We start from the raw sequence: 26,599 nt of genomic DNA, 5'->3' as shown, positions 1-26,599 counted from the left end.
AATGCGGTGGTTCCGTCAACACGGATATTGAATGTTCCACCGCATTCGCGAGCAGGCTCGCTCCCACATAGAAGCACTCCCCTATTTGCTTGAAGCAGCATAAAAACAAGAGGATTTTCTCATGGCTAAAATCGGATTTATCGGCACCGGCATCATGGGCCACCCAATGGCGTTGAACCTGCAGAAAGCCGGTCACAGCCTGTTCCTGTCGGCACACCACGACGCCGCCCCGGCTGATCTGATTGCCGGCGGCGCCGTCGCCCTGGCGAACCCGAAAGAAGTCGCGCAAGAAGCTGAATTCATCATCATCATGGTGCCGGATACCCCGCAGGTCGATGACGTGCTGTTCCGCGCCGACGGGATCGCCGCCGGTGTCGGCAAAGGCAAAGTGGTGATCGACATGAGCTCGATCTCGCCGACCGCCACCAAAGCGTTCGCCGCCAAGATCAACGAAAAAGGCGCCCAATACCTCGACGCGCCGGTGTCCGGCGGTGAAGTCGGCGCCAAAGCCGCGAGCCTGAGCATCATGATCGGCGGTGATGCCGACGCCTTCGAACGCGCCTTGCCGCTGTTCCAGGCCATGGGCAAGAACATCACCCTGGTGGGCGGCAACGGCGACGGTCAAACCGCGAAAGTGGCGAACCAGATCATCGTCGCGCTGAACATCCAGGCTGTTGCCGAAGCGCTGCTGTTCGCTTCGAAAAACGGTGCTGACCCAGCCAAGGTCCGTGAAGCGCTGATGGGCGGTTTCGCTTCGTCGAAGATCCTCGAAGTACACGGCGAGCGCATGATCAAAGGCACCTTCGACCCAGGCTTCCGCATCAGCCTGCACCAGAAGGACCTGAACCTGGCCCTGCAAGGCGCCCGCGAACTGAACATCAACTTGCCGAACACCGCCAATGCCCAGCAAGTGTTCAGCACCTGCGCGGCCATCGGCGGCAGCAACTGGGACCACTCGGCGCTGATCAAGGGCCTGGAACACATGGCCAATTTCTCGATTCGCGATAAAAAATAAGCCCTTTGCGGCACTGATCGTTCCCACGCTCCGCGTGGGAATGCCTCAATGGACGCTCCGCGTCCGCTTCGGAAGGGACGCGGAGCGTCCCGGGCTGCATTCCCACGCGGAGCGTGGGAACGATCATTAGCACCATACCAAGAACAATAAGATTGGGAGCCCGCCATGTCGGTCGATCCGCAACATCTGCTGCGCGAGCTGTTTGCCACAGCCATCGACGCGGCCCATCCGCAGCAAGTCCTTGAAGCCCATTTACCCAAAGATCGCAGCGGTCGCGTGATCGTGATCGGCGCCGGCAAAGCCGCGGCGGCCATGGCCCAAGTGGTCGAACGCTGCTGGCAGGGCGAAGTATCGGGCCTCGTCGTGACCCGCTACGGCCACGGCGCCCCGTGCGAAAAAATCGAAGTGGTCGAAGCCGCGCACCCTGTTCCAGATGCGGCTGGATTGGCCGTGGCCAAACGCGTGCTCGAACTGGTCAGCAACCTGACCGAAGACGACCGCGTGATCTTCCTGCTCTCCGGCGGTGGCTCGGCGCTGCTCGCCCTGCCAGCACAAGGCATCACCCTCGCCGACAAACAATCGATCAACAAAGCCCTGCTCAAATCCGGCGCGACCATCGGCGAGATGAACTGTGTGCGCAAGCACCTCTCGGCGATCAAGGGCGGACGCCTGGGCAAGGCCTGCTGGCCCGCTACTGTTTATACCTACGCGATTTCCGATGTGCCGGGCGACCTGGCCACGGTGATCGCTTCCGGCCCAACCGTGGCCGACCCGAGCACCTGCGCCGAAGCCCTGGCGATCCTCAAGCGCTACAGCATCGAAGTCCCGGCCTCGGTGCGCACCTGGCTGCAAAGCCCCGAGTCGGAAACCGTCAAACCCGGCGACCCGAGCCTGGCCCGCAGTCATTTCCAATTGATCGCCCGCCCGCAGCAATCCCTCGAAGCGGCAGCGGTGAAATGCCGTCAGGCCGGTTTCAGTCCGCTGATCCTCGGTGACCTGGAAGGCGAATCCCGGGAGGTGGCGAAGGTCCACGCCGGCATCGCCCGGCAGATCGTTTTGCATGGCCAGCCATTGGCGGCGCCGTGCGTGATTCTGTCCGGCGGCGAAACCACGGTCACCGTACGCGGCAATGGTCGCGGCGGGCGTAACGCCGAGTTCCTGCTGAGCCTGACCGACAGCCTCAAAGGCCTGCCCGGCGTCTACGCCCTGGCCGGCGACACCGATGGCATCGACGGTTCCGAAGACAACGCCGGCGCGATCATGACCCCGGACAGCTACGCCCGCGCCGCTGCCCTCGGCTTGAGCGCCAGCGACGAGTTGGACAACAACAATGGCTACGGCTATTTCGAGGCGCTGGACGCCCTGATCGTCACCGAGCCGACCCGCACCAACGTCAACGACTTCCGCGCCATCCTGATCCTCGAGAGCACACAACATGACGCCTGATAAAAAGGTCAAAATCCTCGCCACCCTCGGCCCGGCTACCGACGGGATCGATGACATCCGCGAGTTGGTCGAGGCCGGGGTCAACATCTTCCGGTTGAATTTCAGCCACGGCGATCACGCTGACCATGCGCAGCGTTATCAGTGGATTCGTGAAGTCGAGCGCCAGTTGAATTACCCGCTGGGGATTCTGATGGACCTGCAAGGCCCGAAACTGCGGGTCGGCAAGTTTGCCGAAGGCAAGGTGCAACTGCATCGCGGCCAGGCCCTGCGTCTGGACCTCGATCCGACACCGGGGGATGAACGCCGGATCAACCTGCCGCACCCGGAAATCATCGCCGCACTTGAACCGGGCATGGACCTGCTGCTGGACGACGGCAAGTTGCGTCTGCGGGTGGTGACCAAGTACACCGACGCGATCGACACCACCGTGCTCAATGGCGGCGAGTTGTCGGACCGCAAAGGCGTAAACGTACCGCAAGCGGTGCTCGACCTGAGCCCGCTCACGGCCAAGGATCGCCGGGACTTGAGCTTCGGTCTGGAGCTGGGTGTGGACTGGGTCGCGCTGTCGTTTGTCCAGCGCCCGGAAGACATTCGCGAAGCTCGCGCACTGATCGGCGACAAAGCGTTTTTGATGGCCAAGATCGAGAAGCCGTCGGCGGTCACTCAACTGCGGGAAATCGCAGAATTGAGCGACGCGATCATGGTCGCTCGCGGTGATCTGGGCGTGGAAGTGCCGGCCGAAAGCGTGCCGCAGATTCAGAAAAACATCATCACCGTTTGCCGCGAACTCGGGAAACCGGTGGTGGTGGCGACGCAGATGCTCGAGTCGATGCGCTTCTCTCCTGCGCCGACTCGCGCGGAGGTGACTGACGTTGCCAACGCCGTGGCTGAAGGCGCGGATGCGGTGATGCTGTCGGCGGAAACCGCGTCCGGCGAATACCCGCTGGAAGCCGTGCAGATGATGAGCAAGATCATTCGTCAGGTAGAGAATGGTCCGGATTATCAGACACAACTGGACGTGAGCCGGCCAAAGGCTGAAGCCACCGTTTCCGACGCGATCAGTTGTGCAATCCGGCGCATCAGCAATGTGCTGCCGGTGGCGGTGCTGGTGAACTACAGCGAGTCCGGGACGTCGAGTCTGCGTGCGGCTCGGGAACGGCCGACGGTGCCGATTCTGAACCTGACGCCGAACCTGCAAACCGCGCGGCGTTTGACCGTGGCGTGGGGCGTGCACTCTGTGGTGAATGATCGGCTGCGCCAGGTGGACGAGGTGTGTTCGACGGCGCTGGAGATTGCTCAGGCGCAGGGCATGGCGCAGCGCGGGGACACGTTGTTGATTACTGCGGGTGTGCCGTTTGGGCAGCCGGGGTCGACTAATTCGTTGCGAATCGAAACGTTGATTTAACCCCACCCGATGATCGTTCCCACGCTCCGCGTGGGAATGCAGCCCGGGACGCTCTGCGTCCCAAGAGCAGACGCAGAGCGTCCATTGAGGCATTCCCACGCAGAGCGTGGGAACGATCTGTACTGAACGACCCTTATCATGCCTGCCAACCACTTCAACACCCACTGCCCCGACTGGGCCACTGCCCTGCTCAACGGTTTCAGTCAGATCTTCCTCCAGCGCCATCCGCTGTGCGGTCTGCTGTGCCTGTTGGCGATTCTTTTTACCGCACCGACGCTGCTCGGCGGTGCGCTGCTGGGCGGGGTCGCCGGGTTGCTCACCGCGCAACGTCGCGGCTATGCCAAGGCTGATCGTCAGGCCGGGATGTTCAGCTACAACGGTGTCTTGCTCGGGTTGCTGCTGAGCCTGTATTTCCCCTGGTCCGCGTTGTTGCCGCCCCTGATCATCGCCTGCGGTGGCCTGAGTGCGATGCTGACCGAACAATGGCTCAAGCGCTGCCGGGATCACCATTGCTTGCCGGCTTACACCGCGCCGTTCGTGGGCCTGAGCTGGATGCTGCTCGCCTTCGCCGCGCCCCAGCACCCGGCGCCGCTGATTGAAATGAACACCGTGAACGTGATCGCCGCGTCATTCAAAGGCCTGGGCCAGGTCATGTTTCTCGGTCATCCACTGGCGGGTGCGCTGATTGCCGTGGGTTTGCTGATCGCCGATCGCCGCGCCTTTTGCTGGGCATTGTTGGGTTCGCTGAGCGGCCTCGGCTTCGCCCTGCTGCATCACGAAACGTCCAGCGCGCTGCTGGGTTTGAGCAGCTACAACCCGGTACTCGCCGCCCTCGCCTTCAGCCAGGTCCGCCGCCAACCCTGGCTGCCGCTGCTGGGGATTGTGCTGGCGGTGTTGCTCACGCCGGGGTTCGCCGCAGTGGGTCTGAGCACGCTGACCGCGCCGTTCATCCTCGCCTGCTGGCTGATTCGCGCCGGGATTCGCGTACTGCGCCAAGCCGCCAAAGACCGTGCGCCTTGCGCTACCGGGGAGAATCAACCTAGGCTTCGCTGATTCTCGGTTCAGGCGTTATCCATGGACAGCAGCAAAAACTGGCGTGAAGACCTTTACGTCATGGTTTTCCAGAGCGACACCAAGGCCGGGCGGCGTTTCGACGGCATCCTGCTGTTGATCATCCTTGCCAGCATTGTGATTGTGATGCTCGACAGCATCGACGCGATCCACCAGAACTACGCCGATGTGCTGGCGTACATCGAGTGGGGCTTCACCATCATCTTCGCCATCGAGTACGGCCTGCGCCTGTACTGCTCGCCCAAGCCATTGCGCTATGCGTTCAGCTTTTATGGGCTGGTGGATTTACTGGCGATCGTGCCCGGCATCCTCGCGCTGTATTACGCCGATGCGCAGTACTTGCTGATCATTCGAATCATTCGGATGCTGCGGATTTTCCGCGTGCTCAAGCTCAGCCCGTACCTCAAGCAAGCCAACTATTTGATGTCCGCGTTGCGCGGCAGCAAGCAGAAGATCGTGGTGTTTCTGGTCAGCGTCTGCACGCTGGTGACGGTGTTCGGTACGTTGATGTACGTGATCGAAGGCCCGGAACACGGCTTCACCAGCATTCCCAAAGGCATCTATTGGGCTATCGTGACGCTGACCACCGTGGGCTTCGGCGATATCGTGCCGAAGACGCCGCTGGGCCAGGTGATTTCGTCGCTGGTGATGATCACCGGTTACTCGATCATCGCCGTGCCGACCGGGATTTTCACCGCCGAACTGGCCAACGCCATGCGCGGCGAACAGCTTCAACACGACTGCCCGGTGTGCAAGAAAAACAGTCACGAGCATGGCGCAGCGTTTTGCTCGCGATGTGGCAACGCGCTGTTTAAGAAACTGGAATAAGCAAAGTGCTTTTTAATCTTTAAAGGACTATGCGGGCCCGGCTATAGTCGTGGCAAATTGCCTCACTTTTAATAAAAACACCTATTTAGAACAAGGAATGCGCAGTGAAAAAACTCTTTGGCGCCTCACTTCTGGCCGCTGGCCTGGCACTGACCAGCGTGGCTCAAGCAGCACCGACCCTGCTTAACGTTTCCTACGACGTGATGCGCGATTTCTACAAGGACTACAACACTGCGTTCCAGAAACACTGGCAAGCCGAGCACAACGAAAACATCACCCTGCAGATGTCCTTCGGCGGCTCCAGCAAACAGGCGCGCTCGGTGATCGATGGCCTGCCGGCTGACGTCATCACCATGAACATGGCCACCGACATCAACGCCCTGGCAGACAACGGCAAACTGGTCCCGGACAACTGGGTCACCCGCCTGCCGAACAACAGCGCGCCGTTCACCTCCACCACGGTGTTCATCGTGCGTAAAGGCAACCCGAAAGCCCTGAAAGACTGGCCCGATTTGCTCAAGGACGGCGTCCAGGTGATCGTGCCAAACCCGAAAACCTCGGGCAACGGCCGCTACACCTACCTCTCGGCCTGGGGCTACGTGCTGAAAAACGGCGGCGATGAAAACAAAGCCAAAGCCTTCGTCGGCAAACTGTTCAAACAAGCACCGGTGCTCGATACCGGTGGCCGTGCAGCCACCACCACCTTCATGACCAACCAGATCGGCGACGTGCTGGTGACCTTCGAAAACGAAGCGGAAATGATTGCCCGCGAGTTTGGTCGCGACCAGTTTGAAGTGATCTACCCGAGCGTTTCTGCTGAAGCCGAGCCACCGGTGTCGGTGGTCGATAAAACCGTCGACAAGAAAGGCACTCGCGCAGCAGCGGAGGAATACCTGAAATACCTGTGGTCGCCGGAAGGTCAGGAAATTGCCGCGGCGAACTACCTGCGTCCGCGGGATCCGGCTGTTTTGGCTAAATACACCGATCGTTTCCCGAAGGTGGATTTCTTGTCGGTAGAGAAGACGTTCGGTGACTGGCGCACCGTGCAGAAGACCCACTTCAATGATGGCGGGATCTTTGATCAGATTTATGCGCAGTAAGGGCTGAGCGGCGATGAAAAAGGCGACCTGCGGAGGTCGCCTTTTTTGTGCCCGGACACAAGACTTGAGTCCGCTCCCACAGGGATTTGATCGTTCCCACGCTCTGCGTGGGAATGCAGCCCGGGACGCTCCGCGTCCCAACAGCGGACGCAGAGCGTCCATTGAGGCATTCCTTTGCTGCGCGTGGGAACGATCGGTTACGGGGGTTACATCGGCGGTGTCACGCCATCCTTGCCGGCAGAAATCGACTGCGCCGTCAGCGTCCCGTCCGCACTTTTCGTCACGGACGTCACGATCTTCACCCCAACCTTGAGCAAGCTGCGGTCCCCCGGTGCCAGGTTCACAATCGGCACATCCTCCGGCACCAGAATCTTCTGCTGGCCGCCCTTGTAGTTGACCGTCAGCGTCCGGCCATTGCTGACCACCAGATCACCGACGCTGCCATTGGTCATGCTGCTGCCCTTGGCCAAATCAAAAGGTCGATGGCCGTCGCCGCTGCCCGCCAGTTCCGGCGGGAAGACGTGGACTTCCAGGGCCTTGAGGGTTCCGTCTTGCTGGGGAATCGCCGCCGAGCCGATGTAACTGCCGGGCTTGATGTCTTCGATATTAGCCAGGGTGACCGCGCGAACCTGGGTGTCCTTGGTCAGGTTGATGACCAGGTTGTCGCCATTTTTGGCGTGGACTTTCAACGTGTCGGCGCTGACGCCGGTGATCTCGCCGCGAATGCGCATAGCTGGCGCATCGGCAGCCTGAACGGCACCCGCCGTGAACAAGCTGATCAAGGTAACCGCTGACGCATTGCGAATCAGGTGACGAAACATCGCATTCATGGAAGTGCCTTCCTGTTATGAAACGTGAAGTGGGAACATAAGCACGCTATCGAACAAGATGTAAGTGAATGTATCATCTGACCTCAATGTTTTGACGCAAGGTTCTTCAGCGGACATCACACGCGTCCGTCACTCATTCCGCAATGGAATGATTACTATCACTTCAACCTCTCTTCCGCCGTTTTGGTCAGCCCTTTAGCCTGCGCGCATCCTCTTTTGTTTAGCGAGACACGTTATGAAACCAGCGACTCAGGCGCCCCACAGCGCTACGACAATGACCAAAGGCATGGTGATGTTGTTCGCCTTCTGCTGCGGCGCCATCGTTGCCAATATCTATTACGCCCAGCCGATCATCGGCCTGATCGCGCCGGACATCGGCCTGACCAGCACCATGGCCAGCTTCATCGTTTCGCTGACCCAGATCGGCTATGCACTGGGCCTGTTCTTTCTGGTGCCGCTGGGTGACCTGCTGGAAAACCGCAAGCTGATGATCATCACCACAGTGGTGGCAATTGCCAGCCTGCTGGGTGCGGCGTTTACTGATCAACCCAACGTGTTTCTGTTGATCTCGCTGTTGGTGGGCTTCAGTTCCGTCTCGGTGCAAATCCTGATTCCCTTGGCCGCACACCTGGCGCCGGAAGAATCTCGCGGCCGGGTGGTCGGCGGGATCATGGGCGGTTTGCTGCTGGGTATTTTGCTGGCGCGTCCGGTGTCCAGCGTGGTGGCTGATCACTTCGGCTGGCGGGCAATGTTCATCATTGCGGCGGCGTTGATGGCGGCGATCAGCATCGTGCTGGCGTTGACGATCCCCAAGCGCCAGCCTGATCACAGCGCTTCCTACGGCCAGTTGCTCGGTTCGCTGTGGACTTTGCTGCGTCAACAACCGGTGTTGCGTCAGCGGGCGTTTTACCAGGGTTGCATGTTCGCCACGTTCAGCCTGTTCTGGACCGCCGTGCCACTGGAACTGGCGCGCAATCACGGCCTGAGCCAAACCCAGATCGCGATCTTCGCCCTGGTCGGCGCCATCGGTGCGATTGCCGCGCCCATTGCCGGTCGCCTGGCCGATGCCGGCCACACCCGCATCGCGTCGCTGCTGGCCCTGGTGTTCGCCAGCCTGAGTTTCCTGCCGGCGTTCATCCATCCGATCTACAGCGTCATCGGCCTGGCCGTCACCGGCGTGGTGCTCGACTTCTGCGTGCAGATGAACATGGTCTTGGGCCAACGTGCGGTCTACGCCCTCGACGCCAAAAGCCGCAGCCGCTTGAATGCGCTGTACATGACCAGCATCTTCATCGGCGGCGCGTTTGGTTCTTCGGTGGCCAGTGCGGTGTATGAACAGGGCGGCTGGTTGTGGATCGTGATTGTCGGTAGTGCGTTTCCGTTGTTGGCGCTGGTGCGGTTTTTGAGTGTGTCAAAAGAGCCTTCCTTGGCAACGGCATAAATCGCTAAGAGCTTCGCGGGCAAGTCGGATCGCCGCCCGCTCGCTCCTACAGGAATTACCGTGAACCCTGTAGGAGCGAGCGGGCGGCGATCCGACTTGCCCGCGAAAGCGATCTACCTGCCTCCATAATGTTCAAATCGTCAACATTCCCCAGCCTCGACCCACAAACTCAGGATTTTCCAGATGCATACCCAACGGGGTCGGCATCGGAAAATCCAAACCATCCGCCTGCATCCTTTGCAGCAAGAAATGAGCAATTTCGACGGCAGCGCTGTAAGCCTCCTCAAATGTATCCCCCGCAGTCGCAGCACCAGGGATATCCGGGATTTCTATACCGACTGCGGTCGACTCATCGCCCCATTCGATACAAATTGGATAGTGCATAACGTCTCTCTCAAGGCATCCGTTTGATCAGCCGCCACTGCATCACAAAAATGCTGTGAGCTCTGTTCACGTTGTTTTGCAGAATGTGATACGCCGCATTCCCTTGAAGAATGAATCCTTCAAGTCTAAACATCCAAGCGAGCTTGCTCCCACATTTGATCATTACAAGGACTTCAGATGAACCGCCTCGGCGCCATGGAAACCTTCGTCTACGTGGTGGAAACCGGTGCGTTTTCCGCGGCAGCCCGACGCCTGAATATCGACCAGCCCGCCGTGTCGAAAACCATCATGCAACTGCAAACCCGCCTCGCCGTGCAACTGCTATTGCGCTCGACACGAGGCCTGACCCCAACAGAAGCCGGGCTGGCTTTTTTCGACCGTGCCACCAAGCACGTCATCGAAGGAAGCCAACGCCGCCGATGTTCAGGCCTTGATGGCAAAAGAGTCTTAAACAAGACTTCAGTTTCGTTTATTGCGATTTTCGTTTGATTCGAATAGCCTTTCCAGCATCGCTACTTTGAATGTTGGAAACCATCATGTCTTTAGTCATCCATCCCCCGATCAACCTGCCCATGGCGCGCGAAGTCCAGGCTGCCATCGAAGGCCAGCGCGCCCTCACCGCCTATCTCGCGACTCAATTCGAAACCCAGCGCATTCAGATATTCGACGAGCAGAACGAAGCCCACAGCGTCGAACTGCCCACGTCGGCGCTGCGTTTACTGGTCGATATCCTGGCGGCATTGGCAGAAGGCAACGCCGTCAAAGTCGTACCGGTCCACGCGGAACTGACGACCCAGGAAGCGGCGGACCTGCTCAACGTCTCACGCCCGCACCTCATCAAACTGCTGGAGTCCGGCGAGTTGTCCTACCACAAAACAGGCAAGCACCGACGTGTGCGCTTTGCCGATTTGATGGATTATAAAAACCGGCGCGACACCGCCAGCGAGCAGGCAATGACGCTACTCGCCGAGCAAGCACAAGCGTTAAGGACAGGATACGAGTGAGGCATTCCCCGTTTACCGCTGTATATGACGCATGTGTTTTGTACCCCGCCCCTTTGAGAGATTTCCTGATGTGGCTTGCGCTCTCAGGACGTTTCCGGGCGCGATGGTCATTGGAGATACACAACGAATGGAAACGAAATCTGTTGAAGAACCGCCCGGACCTGACAGCCGAACAACTGGATCGAACCTCCGAACTAATGGATCAGGCCATCCCCGATGCCTGTGTCACAGGTTACGAAAACCTTGTGAAAGGGTTGACGCTGCCGGACATGAATGACCGTCATGTCCTGGCAGCCGCTATTCGCTGCAACGCCAGCGTCATCGTCACCTTCAATCAAAAAGACTTCCCCTGCACCGAACTGGCGCCATTTGGCATCGAGGCACAGCACCCTGATGAGTTCGTCGAAAACCTGTTTGACCTGGACCCGGCAGCTGTCGTGGCCGCAGCCCAACGCCAGCGCAAGCAGTTGAAAATGCCGCCCATGGATGTCAGCACTTATCTCGATCTCCTGTTGCGCCAAGGGATGGTTCAGTCGAGCAAGGTATTGACCAACTATCGGGCGATTCTTTGAAGCGTCTCCGCTAGAGCACACAGCCATCAAACCCAACCCTGACATCCCCCGGCAACTCACCACGGCGCTCAAGCAACCACGCATCCAGCGTATGACCAACATGCGTCAGCACCGCCAACTGCGGTTTCAGTTCATCGATGCACTGCAACGCCAGGGTCAGGTCGTTGTGGTTACGCGGTGCCTGGGGTTGTGGCGGTATCGAGCAGTCGAGCACCAGCACATCGAGGGGCGTGCGTTGCAGCCATTGTGTGGTGGCAGGTGGCAGGCCGACGGTGTCGGTGAGGTAGGCGATTCGTCGTTCCTCGCCTTCCAACAGGTAACCGAGGGTGGGTTTGGAGTGTTGCAGCGGTAGCGCCGTAACGTTGAGTGGGCCGAATTGCCGGGTTTCGAACGCCTCGAACGGTTGGCTGAAATCGAGGATGCCGGGATGTTTGTAGAGGTCGGCCAGGCCTTCCGGGTCCACCGGGCCATGCACTGGGATCACCAGGCCCTGGCCCCAGCGCAGATGCAGCAGGCCCTGGGCATGATCGGCGTGGTAGTGGGTCTGGAAGATGCCGTTGAAGCTGTGGGGCGCGAAGCGTTCGGTGAGGTCCGGCAGACCGCTGTCGATCAACCAGCGTTGGTCGCCACATTCGACCAACGCGCTGCAAGGCCGACGTCGGTGCCGCTCATCGTGGCGAGCCTGGTCACAAGCGACACAGGCGCATCCGTAGACCGGCACCTGTCGCGCATCACCGGTGCCCAATAAGGTCAGGCGCATGCGGTTTGCCCATCGACGCAGGCCAGTAAGCGCTCGACCGTGAGCGCCAGCGGCCCGGAGTTGTCGATCAGGTGCAGGGCTGGATCGTGGTCGGCCAGCAGGCGCTCACTGAAACGTGCATTGCGCGCCAATCGCCCATCAATTTCGGCGACGGATTCACGCCCCCGCGCCAGCAACCGCTGGCGCAGCACCGCTTGATCGACGCTCAGCAACAGCACCAGCAGCCGCGGATAGTGCTGTCGAACCTGGGGCAAATACCCCCGCGAACCATTGACCAGCACATCCTGCCCCGCCGCCAGCCAATCGTCGATTTCCCGGGGGATGCCGTAGGCCAGGCCATTGGCCTGCCAGCTCAGGGCAAACGCGCCCTGGGCCTGCATTTCGGCGAATTGGTGCGCACTGACGCCCAACGCCGCCTCCCCCACCGCTTCCGCCGAACGGGTGATGACCCGCCGCACGATGCGGCAGCCGCGTTCGGCCAACGGCACCCGTGCGGCATCCAGCAGGCTGTCCTTGCCCGAGCCTGATGGCCCGATGAGATAGATCAACCTGCCCGCCATCAAAACACCCTCTTCGCTTGTCGCCAGACTTGTTGAACCACCGGCAAGCCGTCCTGGCTCCTGGCTTGCACCAGGTCCGCGCGCAAACCGGGGGCAATCTCGCCGCGATCACTCAGCCCCGCCGCCCTGGCCGGCGCGAGGCTGACCATGCCGACCGCCTGCGCCAAGTCGCAGTCATTGTCCTGAGCCGCCAGCAAAAACGCCGCTTGCAGCAAACTCGCCGGGTAGTAGTCGCTGGAGAGGATATCCAACAATCCGGCGCTGGCCAGATCGGCAGCGGCCACGTTACCCGAGTGGGACCCGCCACGGACGATGTTCGGCGCGCCCATCAACACTTTCATGCCCAATTGCTGGCTGCCACGGGCCGCCTCGTGGGTGGTCGGGAACTCGGCGATGGTCATGCCGTAGCGCGCCGACTCTTCGACGTGCGCCAGGGTCGCGTCGTCATGGCTGGCCACCGACAGGCCCAGGGCCAGGCAATGCTCGACAATCGCTGCCCGGTAGCGGTTGCTGTACTTCAGGGAGTTGGCCTTTTGCAGGACGATGAACTCATCCATCAGGGTGGTCGTCAGGTGATATTTGCCCATGTAGTACTCACGATACTTGGACTCCAGGACAAATTGACGCTGGCCTGGCGAGTGGTCCATCACCGACACCAGTTGCACCAACGGATGCTGCACCAGATCACGGAACACACTGAGGGTGTCCGGGTGGCACAGCTCGCAACGCAGGTGCAGGCGGTGTTCGGCGCGGGTCAGCCCGGCGTCGGAAGCGCTGGAAATCGCCTCCAGCATCGCCGGCAATTTCTGCATGCGATTGCCTTTGGGATTCACATCGCCGATGGACACGGCGTCGAACACCGTGGTGATGCCGGCCGCAATGATTTGCGCATCATGACTGAGCACTGCCGAGGTCGAGGGCCAGTCCACGCCGGGACGTGGGGTCATGTGCTTTTCCAGGTTGTCGGTGTGCAATTCCACCAGGCCCGGCAACAGGAAATCACCGTTAAGGTCCTGGGCCTGGGGCAGTCGGCTCGGGCCTTCGGTGACCTCGGCGATCATGCCGTCGCGCAGCACCACGCTGCCGAGGAATACACGGTCAGCGGTGACCAGTCGGGCATTGCTGAGGATCTGTTCAGCGGACATTGGCGAATTCCTCGTGGTTCACAGCGGCTGGAGTCATGTCGAGATGGCGATCGGCAACCGCCTCCCGAGCAGTGCGGTCATGGAAGATGCCGATCAACGCGGCACCGGCCTCTTTCGCTTCGTTCATCAGTTCCAGCACCACTTGGCGATTGGTGTCGTCCAGGGAGGCGGTGGGTTCGTCGAGCAACATCACCGGCCAGGCCACCATAAAACCGCGAGCGATGTTGACCCGCTGCTGCTCGCCGCCGGAAAAAGTACCGGGAGCCAGTTGCCAGAGACGTTCGGGAATATTCAGTCGGCTCAACAACAACTCGGCACGGGATTGCGCGAGGGACCGGGACCAGCCACGGGCCAGGGCTGGCTCCATCACAATGTCCAGACAGGCGACGCGAGGGATCACCCGCAAAAACTGACTGACATAGCCCAGGGTGCGCTGGCGTACCTGCAAAATGTCTCGCGGCTCGGCGCCTACCAGTTCCAGCCAATGACCGTCGTGCTGCACGCGGATGCTGCCGCCCGCCGGCAGATAATTGCCATACAGGGTGCGCAGCAAGGTGCTTTTGCCGGCGCCGGACTGGCCATGCAGCACCAGGCATTCGCCACCGGCCACGCTGAAATCCACCCCGCTCAGCACATTCAGGACCACTCCATGCTGTTGATGCAGGGTGAAGGTTTTCGAGAGGCCACGGACCTCGATCAAGGTATTCATCGCTCGGGTTTCCACAGATGGACGGGGCTTCACGGCTGCAACACCGAAGACACCAGCAGTTGGGAGTAAGGGTGCTGTGGGTCGTCGAGGATCTGGTCGGTCAGGCCGGTTTCCACCACCCACGAACGACGCATTACCATCAGCCGATCCGCCAGCAAACGGGCCACCGCCAGGTCGTGGGTGACGATTACCACCGCCAGGTCCAGTTCCCGCACCAACCCGCGCAACAAGTCGAGCAAGCGAGCCTGCACCGACACGTCGAGTCCGCCCGTCGGTTCGTCCATGAACACCAGGCGCGGGCTCGACACCAGGTTGCGGGCAATTTGCAGCCGCTGTTGCATGCCGCCGGAAAAGGTCCGGGGCAAGTCATCGATGCGCTGTGGGTCGATTTCCACCTGGCTCAGCCAGTCGAGACCGGCGCCGCGCAGTTGCTGGTAATTGCGCACACCCTGGGCCATCAGGCGTTCGCCGATGTTGGCACCAGCGGAAACCCCCATGCGCAGACCGTCTCGCGGGTTCTGTTCGACAAAACCCCATTCGGTGCGCAACAAGGTCCGTCGCTCGGCTTCGCTGGCGCTGTACAAATCGAGCCAGTCGCCTTGTTTGTCGCGGTAACCGATGCTGCCGCGCTGAGGCGGCAAGCGCCCGCTGAGCAACGAGAGCAAGGTCGATTTACCCGAGCCGGACTCACCGACAATCCCCAGCACTTCGCCGGGATACAGATCAAAACTGACGTTCTGGCAGCCCTTCTCCAGGCCATACAGCAGCGACAGATCGCGCACCCGCAGCAACGGCTCGACGGCGACGTGGGCGTGTTGGTTTTTCAGCGCCTGGTTCATTGGTTCTGCTCCTGCTGGCTGACGCGCTGGGCGCAGTAATAGGTGTCGGAACAGACAAAGCTCTGGGTCCCGGCGTCGTCGATGATCAGTTCGTCGAGGAACGACTCGCGGCTGCCACAAATGGCGCAGCACTCCTCCCATTTCTGCGCTTCGAACGGGTGATCCTCGAAGTCGAGGCTGGTGACCCGGGTGAACGGCGGCACCGCGTACAAACGCTTTTCGCGGCCGGCACCGAACAGCATCAGTGCCGGGCTCATGTCGAGTTTCGGGTTGTCGAATTTGGGGATCGGCGAAGGGTCCATCACATAGCGTTCATCGACCATCACCGGGTACGCATAGGCCGTGGCGATGTGGCCGAAGGTGGCGATGTCCTCGTAGAGCTTGACGTGCATGACCCCGTAATCGTTGAGGGCGTGCATGGTCCGGGTCTCGGTTTCCGAGGGCTCGATAAAGCGCAACGGCTCCGGGATCGGCACCTGATAGACCATGACCTGACCGGCATGCAGCGGCGTTTCCGGGATCCGGTGACGGGTCTGGATCACTGTCGCGTCCGGTGTGCTTTCGGTGGTGGCGACGCCAGCGGTGCGGGCGAAGAAGCGGCGGATCGACACGGCGTTGGTGGTGTCGTCCGCGCCCTGGTCGATGACCTTGAGCACGTCGTCGGCGCCCAGAATCGCAGCGGTCAATTGCATGCCGCCGGTGCCCCAGCCGTAAGGCAATGGCATCTCCCGGCCACCGAACGGCACCTGGTAACCGGGGATGGCCACGGCTTTGAGCAAGGCGCGGCGGATCATGCGTTTGGTCTGCTCATCAAGGTAGGCGAAGTTGTACGCCGCGTCGCGTAGGGGCAACTGAGTCAGGTCATTCATGCTTGCTGCCCTCGACGGGTTTGCGCAGTTTGCGGATCAACTCCAATTCGGCCTGGAAGTCCACGTAGTGCGGTAATTTGAGGTGCGAGACAAAACCGGCGGCCTCGACGTTGTCGCAGTGCATCAGCACGAACTCTTCCTGCTGTGCCGGGGACACGATTTCTTCGTTGTACTCGCCGGCCCGCAACGCGCGATCCACCAGGGCCATGCCCATGGCCTTGCGCTCGGCATGCCCGAAGGCCAGACCGTAGCCGCGCGTGAACTGCGCCAGTTCGGTGGCCGAACCGACGAACTGATTGACCATCTCGCACTCGGTCACTTCGATGCTGCCCAGGTTGATCGGGAAACCCAGCTCCTCGGGGTCGATCCACACCTCCACGTCGCCGATGCGAATCTCGCCGGCAAACGGATGGTTGCGGCCATAACCCCGTTGGGTGGAATAGCCCAGCGCCAGCAGAAAACCTTCATCGCCACGGGCCAGGGCTTGTAAGCGCTGGGCACGGCTGGCGGGCAGTTCCAGCGGGTCGCGGGTGATGTCCGCCACGCTGTCGCGGTTGTCGGTTTCGGTCTTGATCAAGCCTTCCTTGGCCAGCAAACCCAGGACTCGTGGGCAGGGTTCGAGGCTGGCGTCCGGGGTGGTTTTTGGCCCCGGGTATTCGCCGTCGGCCAGCAGTGCGAAGTCCAGCAGGCGATGGGTGTAGTCGAAGGTCGGCCCGAGCAATTGGCCGCCGGGGACGTCCTTGAAGGTGGCGGACAGACGACGGCTGAGCTGCATGTTGGCGGTGTCGATCGGCAGGCTCGGGCTGAAACGCGGCAACGTGGTGCGATAGGCGCGCAGCAGGAAGATCGCTTCCACCAGATCCCCCGCCGCTTGCTTGATGGCGAGCGCGGCGAGTTCTTCGTCGTACAGCGAGCCTTCACTCATCACTCGCGCCACCGCCAGCGGCAGTTGCTGGCGAATCTGCTCGACGTCCAGTTCTGGGACCGAGGTATCGCCCCGGCGTTTTTTCGCCAGCAGACGGTGGGCATTGTCGATGGCCTGTTCGCCACCCTTGACGGCTACGTACATCAGACACGCTCCTGTGTAATGCGGGCGCTGCGCGGCAGGCCGATCAGGTCATGCCCTGCGGTGAAAAACAGGTCCAGCCCACGGGGAAATTCATTGCGCCGTTCACGCTCGCGCCAGAAGCCGTCGGCCACGGGCAGGCTCACCGGGTTGGCGTGTTCGATGCCCGGCCCGCGCCAGTCCAGCCCTGCCCCGCCGTCAAGTCGCGACAGCTGGACCAGCAAGGTGCAGGACTGATCCGGGTAGCGGTCATTGCCCAGATCGAAGCCGCTGAGATCGAGCAAGTCGTCGGCGCCGAGCAAGGCAAAACTCGCGGCATCTCGCCGGGTAGTCAGCGCGCAGCCGCAGTGGAACGCGAGGTTGGCGCGGATCGTTGGCGTGTCGAAGGACGGCGCCAGCCACAGCGGTGTATCGACATCCAGCAAGGCCAGGCACAACGCATAAGTGGCCGGCGCCAGGCCTTCAAGGCTCGGCGTGGCGTGCAGGGTCTGGATCACACCGGGGCCGGCCAGCGCGTTGAGCGCGGCACGAAAACTCCGTTGGGCGTCCAGCACCGAGTCGGTAAACGCCGGTTGCAACAGCTGTGGGTTCATCAGTTTTCGCCTCGCACGAGGGTGAAGAATTCGACTTTGGTGGCGGCAGTGTCCGCGGCTTTTCGGGCCTGGCGTTCGGCTTGGGCGCTGGCCAGTGGCGTGATCACTTGATCGAACCAATGGCGCTGTTGCGCGCCCTGCAAATGCGCGTCAGCCAGGGCGGCCAATTCGGCATGGGCCTTGTCGCGCCCCGCCAGGTAGCTGTAACCGGTGCGGCCATCCGCCAGGCGCACCACGCAACGGGTCACGCTCATTTCGCCGACGTTGAATGGCGCGCCGTTGCCGCCCATGCGACCGCGAACCAGGGTCATGCCGATTTCCGGGGCGCGGATCATCTGGTACTCGACATCGCGCAACGCATTTTCAAAGGGCAACAATTCGCTGCGGCGGGCACGGGCCAGCACGCCGATCCAGTGCTGGCGCTCGGTTTGAGAAGCAGGGTTCATCGTTGAGTTCTCCATCAGGTGACGACCTGGTACTGGAAGCGATCCGAACGGCTGGTGGACTGGGCCAGCTCCACCGGGCGGCCGTCGCGGTCGCGGGAAAGGGTGAACACACTCAGCGCCGGCAAATGCCGGGGCATCATCAGCAGCGCGGCTTCTTCGCGGCTGGGTAAACGGGCGCCGATCAGGCTCAGGGTGCGGGTCAGCGGAAGGTCCCGTTCGCTCAAGTACTGGCGCAGGGAACCGCCGGTGTACTCCGCGAGCAGCGGCGCATGACTGGCGCAGTAGCGATGGCGGATCAGGCTGACCGGTTGGTGATCGAGCTTGCGCAGGGTCTGCAATTCGATCATTGGCGCCATCTCGGCCAGCCCCAGGTGTTGCGCTTCTTCACGGCTGGCGAAGCAGTAGCGGCGCTTGAGCAGCACGGCTTCGACGCCCAACCCTTGGGCCGACAAGGATTGGCTGTAAGCACTGTCGGCGGCCATCGGGTAAATCAGCGGTCGTTCCAGCACTTGCGTGCCTTTGCCCTGGCGGCGCAGCAGGCTGCCTTCGAACACCAGCTCATCGATGGCGCGGCGCAAGGTGTGGCGGTTGACGCCGAAGCGCTCGGCCAGTTGCACCTCCGCCGGCAGGAAGTCCCCGGCCTGATAGTCCGCCAACTCCCGGCGCAGGATGTCGGCCAATTCGCGGTACACCGGCTCATCTTGTCTAGACAACTGCATGCTTAAAAAAAAGCGCCCAGGGGCACCCCTCCGAAAATCAGATGAACTGCTTGCGCAGGCGTTGCGACAGGATGTCGATCAGGCTGACCACGACGATGATCACCAGCAGCACCGCGCAGGTCTGGACGAACTGAAAGGCGCGGATGTTTTCCCACAGGATCACGCCGATGCCGCCAGCGCCGACCATCCCCACCACCGTCGCCGAGCGCACGTTGGCCTCGAAACGGTAGAGCGCGTAGGACACCCACAGCGGCATCACTTGCGGGATCACGCCGTAGATCACTTCCTGCAAGGCACTGGCACCGGTGGCGCGAACCCCTTCGACCGGACCTGGGTCAATGGCCTCGACCGCTTCGGCGAACAACTTGGCGAGCACCCCGGTGGTGCTGATCCACAGTGCCAGGACGCCGGCGAACGGGCCCAAACCGACGGCCACCACGAACAACATCGCGAAGACCATTTCATTGATCGAGCGGAAGGCATCCATCACCCGGCGCAGGGGCTGGTGAATCCACCACGGGGTGATGTTTTCCGAACAGAGGATGCCCAGGGGCACCGAGCAGACAATCGCCAGCACCGTGCCCCAGAGGGCGATTTGCACGGTGACGATCATTTCCTTGAGGTAGGAACGCCATTCATGGAAATCCGGCGGGAAGAAATCCGCGGCGAAAGTCGCCATGTTTCCAGAGTCGCGGTACAGCGCCATCGGATTCATCTCGGCGCCGTGCCAGGCCCAGGCCAGCAGGACCAGGAACAGGCCCCAACCGACGTATTGCGGCCAGGTGTGCTTGCCGACTGCTTCAGCGTGCAGAGTGGTCATGAGAAATCTCTAAAAAGCGTTCAAAGAGGCGATGCACATAATTCATGGCGGGGACAAAACCCTGTGGGAGCGAGCTTGCTCGCGATAGCGGTCTTACATTCAACATTGAAGTTGGCTGACCCGACGCCATCGCGAGCAAGCTCGCTCCCACATGGACCGCGCTGCGTATCAGCCTGCGTTAGCCGTGGTTTTCTTGGTGGCTTCCAGCGAGGTGATGCGCTCTTGCAGCTTGGCCAGTTCAGCGTCGATCTCCGCCAGGCGCTTGGCCTTGTCCGCCGCTTCAAGCTTGGTGTCGGCACTGATGGTGGTGCGCTGCTTGAACAGTTCGAGCTGGCGAATCGGTAGCAACTGGTCGTCGCTGGAGGCCAGGAACTTGCCCAGTTGCATGCCCTTGAGCACGGCTTTTTCCTCGTCGGTGTCGCCATAGCTGAAGATGAAATCGCGGATCTTGGTCTTCTCGCTGTCACTCAGGGCTTTGCTCCACACCAGTGGATCGGCGGGGATCAGCGGTGATTTCCAGATCACTTTGAGCTGTGCAGCCTTGTCCGGCTGGGTGACTTCCAGGCGATCCCAGCTTTCGGTGTTGAAGGTCGCCACGTCCAATTGGCCCTTGGCCACGCTCAAGGCGTTGACCTCATGGCTGGAGTTCAGCGTGCGCTTGAACGCGGTGGCGGCGTCGACGTTGTTCTTGGCGAAGACGTAGTAGCCCGGCACCAGATAGCCCGAGGTGGAGTTCGGATCGCCGTTACCGAAAGTCAGGGACTTGGCGTTTTTCAGCATGTCGTCCACGGAGTTGATCGGGCTGTCCTTGCGCACGATCAGCACGCTCCAGTAGCCGGCGGCGCCATTGGCGGCAGCGGTCTGGGCAAAGATTTCGCCGTTGGAACGGTCAACCGCTTCCATGGCGGCCTTGTTGCCGAGCCAGGCGACGTCGACCTTGTTGAAGCGCATGCCCTGGATCAGGCCGGCGTAGTCGGAGGCGAAGGTGGCGTTGATCTTCAGCCCGGTCTTGCGCTGCATATCGTCGAGGAACGGCTGCCAGATGCTCTTCAGGTTCTGCGAAGACTCGGTGGACATGATGCCGAAGTTGATGGCTTTTTCTTCAGCCTGAGCGGTGCCCAGCACACAGCTGGCGAGCAATGCGACGCCAGCAAAAACGCGACCGATACGGTTCAACATGGAAAGGATTCCTTGGGGTGCGCCATGGGAAATAACGGGGTTGTTCAAACGCGAGCCAACACCAGCCGAGTGGTGGGTTCGGGGCGGCGGGTCTGGTCGGAAAACATCAGGCTGGTGTCGATGTCGGCACCGTACAAATCGTTGAGGAACTGGCTGTTCAAGTCGGCGGCAGGACCGTCGAAATGAATCCGCCCACCCTTGAGCGCCACGGCGCGGGGGCAATAGCGGGTGGCGTAATCGACTTGATGCAGGGTCACCACCACGGTCTTGCCGTCGCGGCGGTTGATGTCGGCGAGGATTTCCATGACCTTGCGCGCCGACTCAGGGTCGAGGGAGGCGATCGGCTCATCGGCCAGGATCACTTCGGCGCGCTGAGTCAGGGCGCGGGCAATCGCCACGCGTTGCTGCTGGCCGCCGGACAAGGTAGACGCACGCTGGGCCGCCAGATCAGCCAGGCCGACGCGGTCCAGGGATTCGAGGGCAAACTGTTTTTCCTGGGCATTGAACAGACTCAAATTGCCACGCCAGCGCGGCATGCGTCCCAGGCATCCGAGCAGCACGTTGTCGAGTACGCTGAGGCGGTTGACCAGGTTGAACTGCTGGAAGATGTAGCCGATGTCAGCGCGCAAGCGCCGAACCTTGCCATTCAACCGTCCGGACGCCTGCACTTCCCGGCCCAGCACTTTGACGCTGCCACCGTTGCTGCGATCGCAACAGGCCAGGCCTGCGAGGTGGCGCAACAAGGTGGACTTGCCGGAGCCGGAAGCGCCAATCAGCGCGACCATCTCACCGGTCGCGATGGTGAGTTCGAGGTCGACCAGTGCGATCTTGCGCGCAAAGGTCTTGTTCAGATGATCGACATGGATAGCTGTGTTCATGGGCTTCTCTGTCAGGTTGAACAGCCGTCCCTGGCCGCTGTGGAGTTCAACCGACTTTAGGCACCGGGCATGTCAGCCCTATGACTTGCACAAGTCCCTGGAATAACCATTTGATGAAGGTTTGATGAAAGGTTGAGTGGTGCCCCCCCCGATGATCGTTCCCACGCTCTGCGTGAGAATGCCCCAACGGACGCTCCGCGTTCGGCTTTTGACGGGACGCGGAGCGTCCTGGGCTGCATTCCCACGCAGAGCGTGGGAACGATCATTACAACAGGCACAAAAAAGGCGACCCGAAGGTCGCCTTTGCGTTTGCGTTATTCCCCGAACTGCCGTCCCAACCCACCCGGCACGCCATGGATGTCGGTGTCTTCCCATGGCCCGTTCGGGCTGATCGAGCGGCTCCAGCCGTTGTTCCAGCGGTAGTAGGTGCGCTGGCGGTAGAAGGTGTTGGGTTGGTCGTCGAGCACGTAGACGCCCATCTTCGCATCCCAATGGCTGTTGCCCCCCGGTGGCGGGGCGAAGCTGGCGGAGGTGCGGGGCAGCGGTTTGGCGGGTTTGGCCGGGATACTGGGCTTGCTCGGCGTTGGCGTCGGGGACGGCGTCGAGCTGGGTTGCGATGGCGGGATCGGCGGCAGGGTTTGGTGAGGTGGCCGTTGGACCGCACAAGCGCTTAACCCCAGGACGAGACTGAGCAGGGTGATACGAGCGATGGCGGTCATGGGGCGCTTCCTGTTATTTATCCGGGCTGTCGATGGTCAGTTTTTGCGGCGCGGTGGTGCTGCTGGCCAGGGGCTGGCTGCGACCGATCCACTCGCCGGCAGTCGGTTGGCCGGCGCGGGAGATGCGTGCAACCAGTTGGACTTCAGGGAAGTTCGACAGTTTCAACTGCGGCATCATTGCGTCGGCATCGCCCAGCTCGACGGTCGCCGGCAGGTCGGCCACGGTCAGGCGTTTGGCCGCCAACGGTGCCGGTGGGCCGGAGGTGGCGCGGGCGAAGATGAACACGCTGTCACCCGGTTGAACCTTGCCTTTCAAGTCGGCCGCGAGATCGACACGCACCTTGAGCAACGCCCCTTTGGTGGCAGGCGCCTGCACGACTTTGCCGCCACTGGCTTCGAGCTTCTCAGTGGCCCGGGCGATCCCGCCTTGCAGCGCGCCACGGGAATTGTCGTCCGGTGGCAGTTGCGCCAGCAGGCGATTCCAGTAGTCGATGGCGTCCTGATAGCGCTGGGCTTCAAACGCGGCGATACCGAGCAAGCCGAGGCTGGTGACTTCTTTCGGATCAGCTTTGAGCGCTTCATCGGTCAGGGCCTGGATCTTGTCCGACCATTTCTTGCCGTCAGCGAAATACTGAGCCTGGGCCCACTGGCCGAGCAGTTCGGGTTGGCGACCGGCGAGGTTCACCGTGCGCTCGAAAATCTTCGCCGCATCGGCCGGACGGTCCTGAGCCATGTAGGTGCGACCGAGGAAGTACAAGCCTTCCGCCGAATCCGGCTGGGCAGCCACTGCACGTTCCAGGCGATGGGTCATTTCTTCCATCGACTGCGGCGCCTGGGAGAATTCCCGGGTCAGCTCGACTTTATCGCTGGCGCCGAAGTGCAGGTACAGGCCAAGGCCTACCACCGGCACAAGGATCGCCGCCAACAACGGAAACGCTTTACCCAGGCGAGACACGCGGGGCGCCGCGACACCCTCGGTATCCGCCAGCAGCTCTCGGGCCGCTTCAGCGCGACCGGTGTCCATTTGCGCGACGTTGAGCACGCCCTCTTCCTGCTGAGTCTGCAACTCAGCCACGCGCTCTTGATACAGCGCGACGTTCAGGGCCGTACGATCCTCTTCGAGTTGGGCGCGACGGCCACGCAAAACGGGGATCAACAGAAAACTCAGGGCAACCAGAAGTAGCAGACCTGCAGCGAGCCAGAAATCAATCATTCTTGGTTTTTATCCAACAGGTGGTCGAGGCGCTCACGCTCCTCGGCAGAAAGCGTGTCCGGGGTGTCAGCGCGTTGCACGCGACGACGGCGGACGATCACGGCGATAACCACAAAGCCACCCAGCAGCAGGCCGGCGGGGCCGAACCAGAGCAAAGCGGTCTTGGCGTTCAGAGCAGGTTTGTAGCGGACAAAATCACCGTAGCGATCGACCATGAAATCGATGATCTGCTGGTTGTCCTTGCCCTCGCCGAGCATGCGGAAAATCTCTTTGCGCAGGTCAGCGGCAATCGGTGCGTTGGAATCGGCAATGTCCTGATTCTGGCACTTGGGGCAACGCAGTTCTTTGGTCAGTTCGCGGAAACGCGCGCGGTCGCCTTCTTTGGCAAACTCGTAGGTGTCGATGGCCGCGTGGGCCACGCCGGCCATGCTCAAACCCAATACAGCGGCGGCGATCCAGCGCTTCATGGCTTGGCCTCATCGACCAGCGCCTGATACTTGGCCGCCAGTTTTTCGCGCCAGACCTGTTCGTCGATCACGCCAACATACTTGTCGCGGATGATGCCCTTGGCGTCGATGAAGAACGTTTCCGGCGCGCCATACACACCGAGGTTCAAGCCCAAAGTGCCTTCGTCGTCGCGGATGTCCAGTTGATACGGGTTGTGGAATTCCACCAGCCACTTCAAGGCGTCGGCGTTGACGTCCTTGTAGTTGATGCCGTAGATCACCACGCCCTGCTGGGCCAGTTTGTTTAGCACCGGGTGCTCGACCCGGCAGGAAATGCACCAAGTGCCCCAGACGTTGACCAGCGCCGGTTTGCCGAGGATGTCAGCCTTGGTCAGGGTTTTGTCGCCCTGCACCGCTGGCAGGGAAAACTCCGGGAACGGCTTGTTGATCATCGCCGAAGGTAACTCGGCCGGGTCGAGGTACAGCCCGCGATAAAGGAAAACAGCCACCACCAGAAAAATCGCCAGTGGCAACAGCATCAACCAACGTCTCATGCAGTGGCTCCTGTCATGCCGAGCGCTTCACGCACGCGGCTTTTCACCTTGACCCGATAACGCCGATCCAGCGCCGCCAGCAACCCGCCGAACCCCGTCAGCAAGCCGCCGAACCAGATCCAGCGCACGAACGGTTTGACGTGAACCCGCACGGCCCAGGCGCCATCGCCCAACGGTTCGCCGAGGGCGACGTAGAGATCACGGGTGAAACCGGCGTCGATCCCGGCTTCGGTCATCACCGAGTTCTGCACGGTGTAGAGGCGTTTTTCCGGGTGCAGCACGCTGACTTCCTGGCCGTCGCGGATCACGCGGATGGTGCCCTTGTCGGAGGTGAAGTTCGGTCCTTCGAAATGCTTGGCGCCTTCGAAGATGAAGTGATAACCGGCCAGGTCCATGGACTCGCCGGGCGCCAGGCGCAGGTCGCGCTCGGCACTGTTCTGGCTCGACAGCACGACACCGAGGGCGCACACGGCGATACCGAGGTGAGCGACCTGCATGCCCCAGTAGCTGCGGGTCAGGGTCGGAATACCTTTGATCAGGCCTTTGTGGCGAGTCTTGTCGAGGATGTCGCGCACGCCGGCCAACAACACCCACGCGGCGAGCATGAACGTCGCGATGACCGCCCAGTTAAAGTCGCCATAAGCGACGCCAGCCACCACGGCCAGCGCGGCGCTGCCGAGCAACACCGGGGTCAGCATGCCCAGCAGCCATTTGACCGGGGTGTCTTTCCAGCGCACCAGCATGCCGACCGCCATCACTACCATCAGCAACGCCATCAATGGAATGAACAGCGCGTTGAAGTACGGCGGGCCCACCGACAGCTTGGCGCCGGTCATCGCATCGAGGATCAGCGGATACAGCGTGCCGAGCAGAATCATCGACGCCGCCACCACCAGCACCAGATTGTTACCCAGCAGCAGGGTTTCCCGGGACCAGAGGTTGAAGCCAACGTGGCTCTTCACCACTGGCGCGCGCAGGGCAAACAGCGTCAGCGAACCACCCACCACAAATAGCAGGAAGATCAGGATAAACACGCCGCGCTCAGGATCGGAAGCAAACGCGTGTACCGAAGTCAGCACACCGGAACGCACCAGGAAGGTCCCGAGCAAGCTCAACGAGAACGCAGCGATGGCCAGCAACACGGTCCAGCTCTTGAACACGCCACGTTTTTCCGTGACCGCCAGCGAGTGAATCAGCGCTGTGCCGACCAGCCATGGCATGAAGGATGCGTTTTCCACCGGGTCCCAGAACCACCAGCCGCCCCAGCCGAGTTCGTAATAGGCCCACCACGAGCCCAAGGTGATGCCGATACCGAGGAAGGCCCAGGCCACAATGGTCCAAGGACGGGACCAGCGCGCCCACGCGGCATCAAGACGACCGCCCAGCAGCGCAGCGATGGCAAACGCGAAGGCCACGGAGAAACCGACATAACCCATGTACAGCATCGGCGGATGCACGATCAGACCGATGTCTTGCAGCAACGGGTTAAGGTCACGACCGTCCGCTGGAATCTGCGGCAGAATCCGCGCAAACGGGTTCGAGGTGAGGATCAGGAACAGCAGGAAACCGGTGCTGATCATGCCCATCACCGCCAACACACGGGCGAGCATGACTTGCGGCAACTGCCGGGAGAACACCGACACCGCGAAGGTCCAGCCGCCGAGGATCAAGGCCCACAGCAGCAACGATCCTTCGTGGGCGCCCCACACCGCGCTGAACTTGTAGTACCACGGCAACGCGCTGTTGGAGTTGCTGGCCACATAGGCGACCGAGAAATCGTCGGTCATGAAGGCGTAGGTCAGGCAACCGAAGGCGAACACCAGAAACGCGAACTGACCCCAAGCGGCGGGTTGAGCCAGGCTCATCCACAAGCGGTCGCCGCGCCACGCGCCGAGCAACGGCACGATGGCCTGGACCAGCGCGAAACACAGCGCCAGGATCATGGCCAATTGGCCCAGCTCCGGGATAAACAGTGCAGAGGTCATCGA

At 61.4% G+C, this 26,599-nt stretch carries 28 protein-coding genes and 2 pseudogenes; 10 read left to right on the top strand and 20 right to left on the bottom strand.

Annotation, left to right across the window (positions count from 1 at the left end):
- The first annotated feature begins 121 nt into the window (after positions 1 to 121).
- From BK667_RS24325 to BK667_RS24300, 6 genes are all read left to right on the top strand, one after another.
- Positions 122 to 1,015: a 2-hydroxy-3-oxopropionate reductase gene (locus BK667_RS24325; protein ID WP_123599140.1), complete on the top strand. Its 894-nt coding sequence runs from the start codon at positions 122 to 124 to the stop codon at positions 1,013 to 1,015.
- A 165-nt stretch (positions 1,016 to 1,180) separates the two neighbouring features.
- A complete protein-coding gene (locus tag BK667_RS24320; RefSeq protein WP_123510509.1) occupies positions 1,181 to 2,461 on the top strand; it encodes a glycerate kinase type-2 family protein in 1,281 nt (426 codons plus the stop codon).
- Positions 2,451 to 3,866 (top strand): pyruvate kinase, encoded by a 1,416-nt coding sequence (pyk, locus tag BK667_RS24315; protein ID WP_123599139.1) that lies wholly within the window; start codon positions 2,451 to 2,453, stop codon positions 3,864 to 3,866. Before BK667_RS24320 ends, pyk begins: the two co-directional genes overlap by 11 nt.
- A 138-nt stretch (positions 3,867 to 4,004) precedes the next feature.
- Positions 4,005 to 4,919, top strand: coding sequence for an urea transporter (locus tag BK667_RS24310; RefSeq protein WP_123510505.1), 915 nt, complete (start codon positions 4,005 to 4,007; stop codon positions 4,917 to 4,919).
- A 21-nt stretch (positions 4,920 to 4,940) separates the two neighbouring features.
- Positions 4,941 to 5,765, top strand: a complete 825-nt coding sequence (locus BK667_RS24305; protein ID WP_123599138.1) for an ion transporter — start codon at positions 4,941 to 4,943, stop codon at positions 5,763 to 5,765.
- A 104-nt stretch (positions 5,766 to 5,869) separates the two neighbouring features.
- Positions 5,870 to 6,865, top strand: coding sequence for a sulfate ABC transporter substrate-binding protein (locus BK667_RS24300; RefSeq protein WP_123599137.1), 996 nt, complete (start codon positions 5,870 to 5,872; stop codon positions 6,863 to 6,865).
- 206 nt (positions 6,866 to 7,071) lie between these two features.
- Here the strand turns inward: BK667_RS24300 and BK667_RS24295 are convergent, their stop codons facing one another.
- Complete coding sequence (locus BK667_RS24295; protein ID WP_185058270.1) at positions 7,072 to 7,695, bottom strand: DUF5666 domain-containing protein; 624 nt, start codon at positions 7,693 to 7,695, stop codon at positions 7,072 to 7,074.
- Between the two features lie 235 nt (positions 7,696 to 7,930).
- On the opposite strand from BK667_RS24295, the gene BK667_RS24290 reads away from it, so the two are divergent.
- Positions 7,931 to 9,136, top strand: a complete 1,206-nt coding sequence (locus BK667_RS24290; protein WP_123599136.1) for an MFS transporter — start codon at positions 7,931 to 7,933, stop codon at positions 9,134 to 9,136.
- A gap of 135 nt (positions 9,137 to 9,271) precedes the next feature.
- Here BK667_RS24290 and BK667_RS24285 read toward each other — a convergent pair.
- A pseudogene (locus BK667_RS24285) lies at positions 9,272 to 9,520 on the bottom strand (type II toxin-antitoxin system HicB family antitoxin); the annotation flags it as partial.
- Positions 9,521 to 9,697: 177 nt separating this feature from the next.
- Here BK667_RS24285 and BK667_RS24280 point away from each other — a divergent pair.
- The 3 genes and pseudogenes from BK667_RS24280 to BK667_RS24270 all read left to right on the top strand — a co-directional run.
- Positions 9,698 to 9,931: pseudogene (locus BK667_RS24280) on the top strand (LysR family transcriptional regulator); the annotation flags it as partial.
- Between the two features lie 125 nt (positions 9,932 to 10,056).
- Positions 10,057 to 10,524 (top strand): helix-turn-helix domain-containing protein, encoded by a 468-nt coding sequence (locus tag BK667_RS24275; protein ID WP_123510750.1) that lies wholly within the window; start codon positions 10,057 to 10,059, stop codon positions 10,522 to 10,524.
- Entirely contained in the window at positions 10,521 to 11,096 is a 576-nt protein-coding gene (locus BK667_RS24270) for a PIN domain-containing protein (protein ID WP_123510495.1), read from the top strand. The genes BK667_RS24275 and BK667_RS24270 overlap by 4 nt, the downstream gene beginning before the upstream one ends.
- 10 nt (positions 11,097 to 11,106) lie before the next feature.
- On the opposite strand, the gene phnP is transcribed toward BK667_RS24270, so the two are convergent.
- From phnP to BK667_RS24180, 18 genes are all read right to left on the bottom strand, one after another.
- The gene (gene phnP, locus BK667_RS24265; RefSeq protein WP_123599135.1) at positions 11,107 to 11,856 is read right to left on the bottom strand and encodes a phosphonate metabolism protein PhnP; all 750 of its coding nucleotides are present in this window, start codon (positions 11,854 to 11,856) and stop codon (positions 11,107 to 11,109) included.
- On the bottom strand, positions 11,847 to 12,416 hold the full coding sequence (gene phnN, locus BK667_RS24260) for a phosphonate metabolism protein/1,5-bisphosphokinase (PRPP-forming) PhnN (protein WP_123599134.1): 570 nt from the start codon (positions 12,414 to 12,416) through the stop codon (positions 11,847 to 11,849). The genes phnP and phnN overlap by 10 nt, the downstream gene beginning before the upstream one ends.
- The gene (locus tag BK667_RS24255) at positions 12,416 to 13,561 is read right to left on the bottom strand and encodes an alpha-D-ribose 1-methylphosphonate 5-triphosphate diphosphatase (RefSeq protein WP_123510489.1); all 1,146 of its coding nucleotides are present in this window, start codon (positions 13,559 to 13,561) and stop codon (positions 12,416 to 12,418) included. The genes phnN and BK667_RS24255 overlap by 1 nt, the downstream gene beginning before the upstream one ends.
- Positions 13,551 to 14,270, bottom strand: coding sequence for a phosphonate C-P lyase system protein PhnL (gene phnL / locus BK667_RS24250; protein WP_123510487.1), 720 nt, complete (start codon positions 14,268 to 14,270; stop codon positions 13,551 to 13,553). The genes BK667_RS24255 and phnL overlap by 11 nt, the downstream gene beginning before the upstream one ends.
- 29 nt (positions 14,271 to 14,299) lie before the next feature.
- Positions 14,300 to 15,109, bottom strand: a complete 810-nt coding sequence (gene phnK / locus BK667_RS24245) for a phosphonate C-P lyase system protein PhnK (RefSeq protein WP_123510485.1) — start codon at positions 15,107 to 15,109, stop codon at positions 14,300 to 14,302.
- The gene (locus tag BK667_RS24240) at positions 15,106 to 15,978 is read right to left on the bottom strand and encodes an alpha-D-ribose 1-methylphosphonate 5-phosphate C-P-lyase PhnJ (RefSeq protein ID WP_123510483.1); all 873 of its coding nucleotides are present in this window, start codon (positions 15,976 to 15,978) and stop codon (positions 15,106 to 15,108) included. Before BK667_RS24240 ends, phnK begins: the two co-directional genes overlap by 4 nt.
- Positions 15,971 to 17,047, bottom strand: coding sequence for a carbon-phosphorus lyase complex subunit (locus BK667_RS24235; RefSeq protein WP_123599133.1), 1,077 nt, complete (start codon positions 17,045 to 17,047; stop codon positions 15,971 to 15,973). Before BK667_RS24235 ends, BK667_RS24240 begins: the two co-directional genes overlap by 8 nt.
- The gene (gene phnH, locus BK667_RS24230; RefSeq protein ID WP_123599132.1) at positions 17,047 to 17,637 is read right to left on the bottom strand and encodes a phosphonate C-P lyase system protein PhnH; all 591 of its coding nucleotides are present in this window, start codon (positions 17,635 to 17,637) and stop codon (positions 17,047 to 17,049) included. The genes BK667_RS24235 and phnH overlap by 1 nt, the downstream gene beginning before the upstream one ends.
- On the bottom strand, positions 17,637 to 18,083 hold the full coding sequence (gene phnG, locus BK667_RS24225; RefSeq protein WP_123510477.1) for a phosphonate C-P lyase system protein PhnG: 447 nt from the start codon (positions 18,081 to 18,083) through the stop codon (positions 17,637 to 17,639). The genes phnH and phnG overlap by 1 nt, the downstream gene beginning before the upstream one ends.
- 14 nt (positions 18,084 to 18,097) lie before the next feature.
- On the bottom strand, positions 18,098 to 18,802 hold the full coding sequence (phnF, locus tag BK667_RS24220) for a phosphonate metabolism transcriptional regulator PhnF (RefSeq protein WP_123599131.1): 705 nt from the start codon (positions 18,800 to 18,802) through the stop codon (positions 18,098 to 18,100).
- Positions 18,803 to 18,839: 37 nt separating this feature from the next.
- A complete protein-coding gene (phnE, locus tag BK667_RS24215; protein WP_123510473.1) occupies positions 18,840 to 19,622 on the bottom strand; it encodes a phosphonate ABC transporter, permease protein PhnE in 783 nt (260 codons plus the stop codon).
- A 168-nt stretch (positions 19,623 to 19,790) separates the two neighbouring features.
- Complete coding sequence (gene phnD / locus BK667_RS24210; RefSeq protein ID WP_123599130.1) at positions 19,791 to 20,801, bottom strand: phosphonate ABC transporter substrate-binding protein; 1,011 nt, start codon at positions 20,799 to 20,801, stop codon at positions 19,791 to 19,793.
- Between the two features lie 44 nt (positions 20,802 to 20,845).
- The gene (gene phnC / locus BK667_RS24205) at positions 20,846 to 21,679 is read right to left on the bottom strand and encodes a phosphonate ABC transporter ATP-binding protein (protein ID WP_123599129.1); all 834 of its coding nucleotides are present in this window, start codon (positions 21,677 to 21,679) and stop codon (positions 20,846 to 20,848) included.
- Between the two features lie 314 nt (positions 21,680 to 21,993).
- On the bottom strand, positions 21,994 to 22,398 hold the full coding sequence (locus BK667_RS24200) for a hypothetical protein (RefSeq protein ID WP_123510468.1): 405 nt from the start codon (positions 22,396 to 22,398) through the stop codon (positions 21,994 to 21,996).
- Positions 22,399 to 22,411: 13 nt separating this feature from the next.
- Entirely contained in the window at positions 22,412 to 23,611 is a 1,200-nt protein-coding gene (gene ccmI / locus BK667_RS24195; RefSeq protein WP_123599128.1) for a c-type cytochrome biogenesis protein CcmI, read from the bottom strand.
- A complete protein-coding gene (locus BK667_RS24190; RefSeq protein WP_123599127.1) occupies positions 23,608 to 24,078 on the bottom strand; it encodes a cytochrome c-type biogenesis protein in 471 nt (156 codons plus the stop codon). Before BK667_RS24190 ends, ccmI begins: the two co-directional genes overlap by 4 nt.
- Entirely contained in the window at positions 24,075 to 24,611 is a 537-nt protein-coding gene (locus tag BK667_RS24185; RefSeq protein WP_123510464.1) for a DsbE family thiol:disulfide interchange protein, read from the bottom strand. The genes BK667_RS24190 and BK667_RS24185 overlap by 4 nt, the downstream gene beginning before the upstream one ends.
- Positions 24,608 to 26,596, bottom strand: coding sequence for a heme lyase CcmF/NrfE family subunit (locus tag BK667_RS24180; RefSeq protein ID WP_123599126.1), 1,989 nt, complete (start codon positions 26,594 to 26,596; stop codon positions 24,608 to 24,610). The genes BK667_RS24185 and BK667_RS24180 overlap by 4 nt, the downstream gene beginning before the upstream one ends.
- Positions 26,597 to 26,599 lie beyond the last annotated feature (3 nt).

Origin of the sequence: Pseudomonas frederiksbergensis, from assembly GCF_003732705.1 — a bacterium.
GTDB lineage: Bacteria > Pseudomonadota > Gammaproteobacteria > Pseudomonadales > Pseudomonadaceae > Aquipseudomonas > Aquipseudomonas frederiksbergensis_F.
The sequence above is the reverse complement of the archived record's forward strand: the minus strand, read 5'-3'. Positions and strand labels throughout refer to the sequence as shown.

Bases quoted from the DNA above. Each gene is read 5' to 3' on its own strand.
- BK667_RS24325 (WP_123599140.1), top strand. From the start codon at position 122: ATGGCTAAAATCGGATTTATCGGCACCGGCATCATGGGCCACCCAATG.
- BK667_RS24320 (WP_123510509.1), top strand. From the start codon at position 1,181: ATGTCGGTCGATCCGCAACATCTGCTGCGCGAGCTGTTTGCCACAGCC.
- pyk (WP_123599139.1), top strand. From the start codon at position 2,451: ATGACGCCTGATAAAAAGGTCAAAATCCTCGCCACCCTCGGCCCGGCT.
- BK667_RS24310 (WP_123510505.1), top strand. From the start codon at position 4,005: ATGCCTGCCAACCACTTCAACACCCACTGCCCCGACTGGGCCACTGCC.
- BK667_RS24305 (WP_123599138.1), top strand. From the start codon at position 4,941: ATGGACAGCAGCAAAAACTGGCGTGAAGACCTTTACGTCATGGTTTTC.
- BK667_RS24295 (WP_185058270.1), bottom strand. From the start codon at position 7,695: ATGAATGCGATGTTTCGTCACCTGATTCGCAATGCGTCAGCGGTTACC.
- BK667_RS24290 (WP_123599136.1), top strand. From the start codon at position 7,931: ATGAAACCAGCGACTCAGGCGCCCCACAGCGCTACGACAATGACCAAA.
- BK667_RS24275 (WP_123510750.1), top strand. From the start codon at position 10,057: ATGTCTTTAGTCATCCATCCCCCGATCAACCTGCCCATGGCGCGCGAA.
- phnP (WP_123599135.1), bottom strand. From the start codon at position 11,856: ATGCGCCTGACCTTATTGGGCACCGGTGATGCGCGACAGGTGCCGGTC.
- phnN (WP_123599134.1), bottom strand. From the start codon at position 12,416: ATGGCGGGCAGGTTGATCTATCTCATCGGGCCATCAGGCTCGGGCAAG.
- BK667_RS24255 (WP_123510489.1), bottom strand. From the start codon at position 13,561: ATGTCCGCTGAACAGATCCTCAGCAATGCCCGACTGGTCACCGCTGAC.
- phnL (WP_123510487.1), bottom strand. From the start codon at position 14,270: ATGAATACCTTGATCGAGGTCCGTGGCCTCTCGAAAACCTTCACCCTG.
- phnK (WP_123510485.1), bottom strand. From the start codon at position 15,109: ATGAACCAGGCGCTGAAAAACCAACACGCCCACGTCGCCGTCGAGCCG.
- BK667_RS24240 (WP_123510483.1), bottom strand. From the start codon at position 15,978: ATGAATGACCTGACTCAGTTGCCCCTACGCGACGCGGCGTACAACTTC.
- BK667_RS24235 (WP_123599133.1), bottom strand. From the start codon at position 17,047: ATGTACGTAGCCGTCAAGGGTGGCGAACAGGCCATCGACAATGCCCAC.
- phnH (WP_123599132.1), bottom strand. From the start codon at position 17,637: ATGAACCCACAGCTGTTGCAACCGGCGTTTACCGACTCGGTGCTGGAC.
- phnG (WP_123510477.1), bottom strand. From the start codon at position 18,083: ATGAACCCTGCTTCTCAAACCGAGCGCCAGCACTGGATCGGCGTGCTG.
- phnF (WP_123599131.1), bottom strand. From the start codon at position 18,802: ATGCAGTTGTCTAGACAAGATGAGCCGGTGTACCGCGAATTGGCCGAC.
- phnE (WP_123510473.1), bottom strand. From the start codon at position 19,622: ATGACCACTCTGCACGCTGAAGCAGTCGGCAAGCACACCTGGCCGCAA.
- phnD (WP_123599130.1), bottom strand. From the start codon at position 20,801: ATGTTGAACCGTATCGGTCGCGTTTTTGCTGGCGTCGCATTGCTCGCC.
- phnC (WP_123599129.1), bottom strand. From the start codon at position 21,679: ATGAACACAGCTATCCATGTCGATCATCTGAACAAGACCTTTGCGCGC.
- BK667_RS24200 (WP_123510468.1), bottom strand. From the start codon at position 22,398: ATGACCGCCATCGCTCGTATCACCCTGCTCAGTCTCGTCCTGGGGTTA.
- ccmI (WP_123599128.1), bottom strand. From the start codon at position 23,611: ATGATTGATTTCTGGCTCGCTGCAGGTCTGCTACTTCTGGTTGCCCTG.
- BK667_RS24190 (WP_123599127.1), bottom strand. From the start codon at position 24,078: ATGAAGCGCTGGATCGCCGCCGCTGTATTGGGTTTGAGCATGGCCGGC.
- BK667_RS24185 (WP_123510464.1), bottom strand. From the start codon at position 24,611: ATGAGACGTTGGTTGATGCTGTTGCCACTGGCGATTTTTCTGGTGGTG.
- BK667_RS24180 (WP_123599126.1), bottom strand. From the start codon at position 26,596: ATGACCTCTGCACTGTTTATCCCGGAGCTGGGCCAATTGGCCATGATC.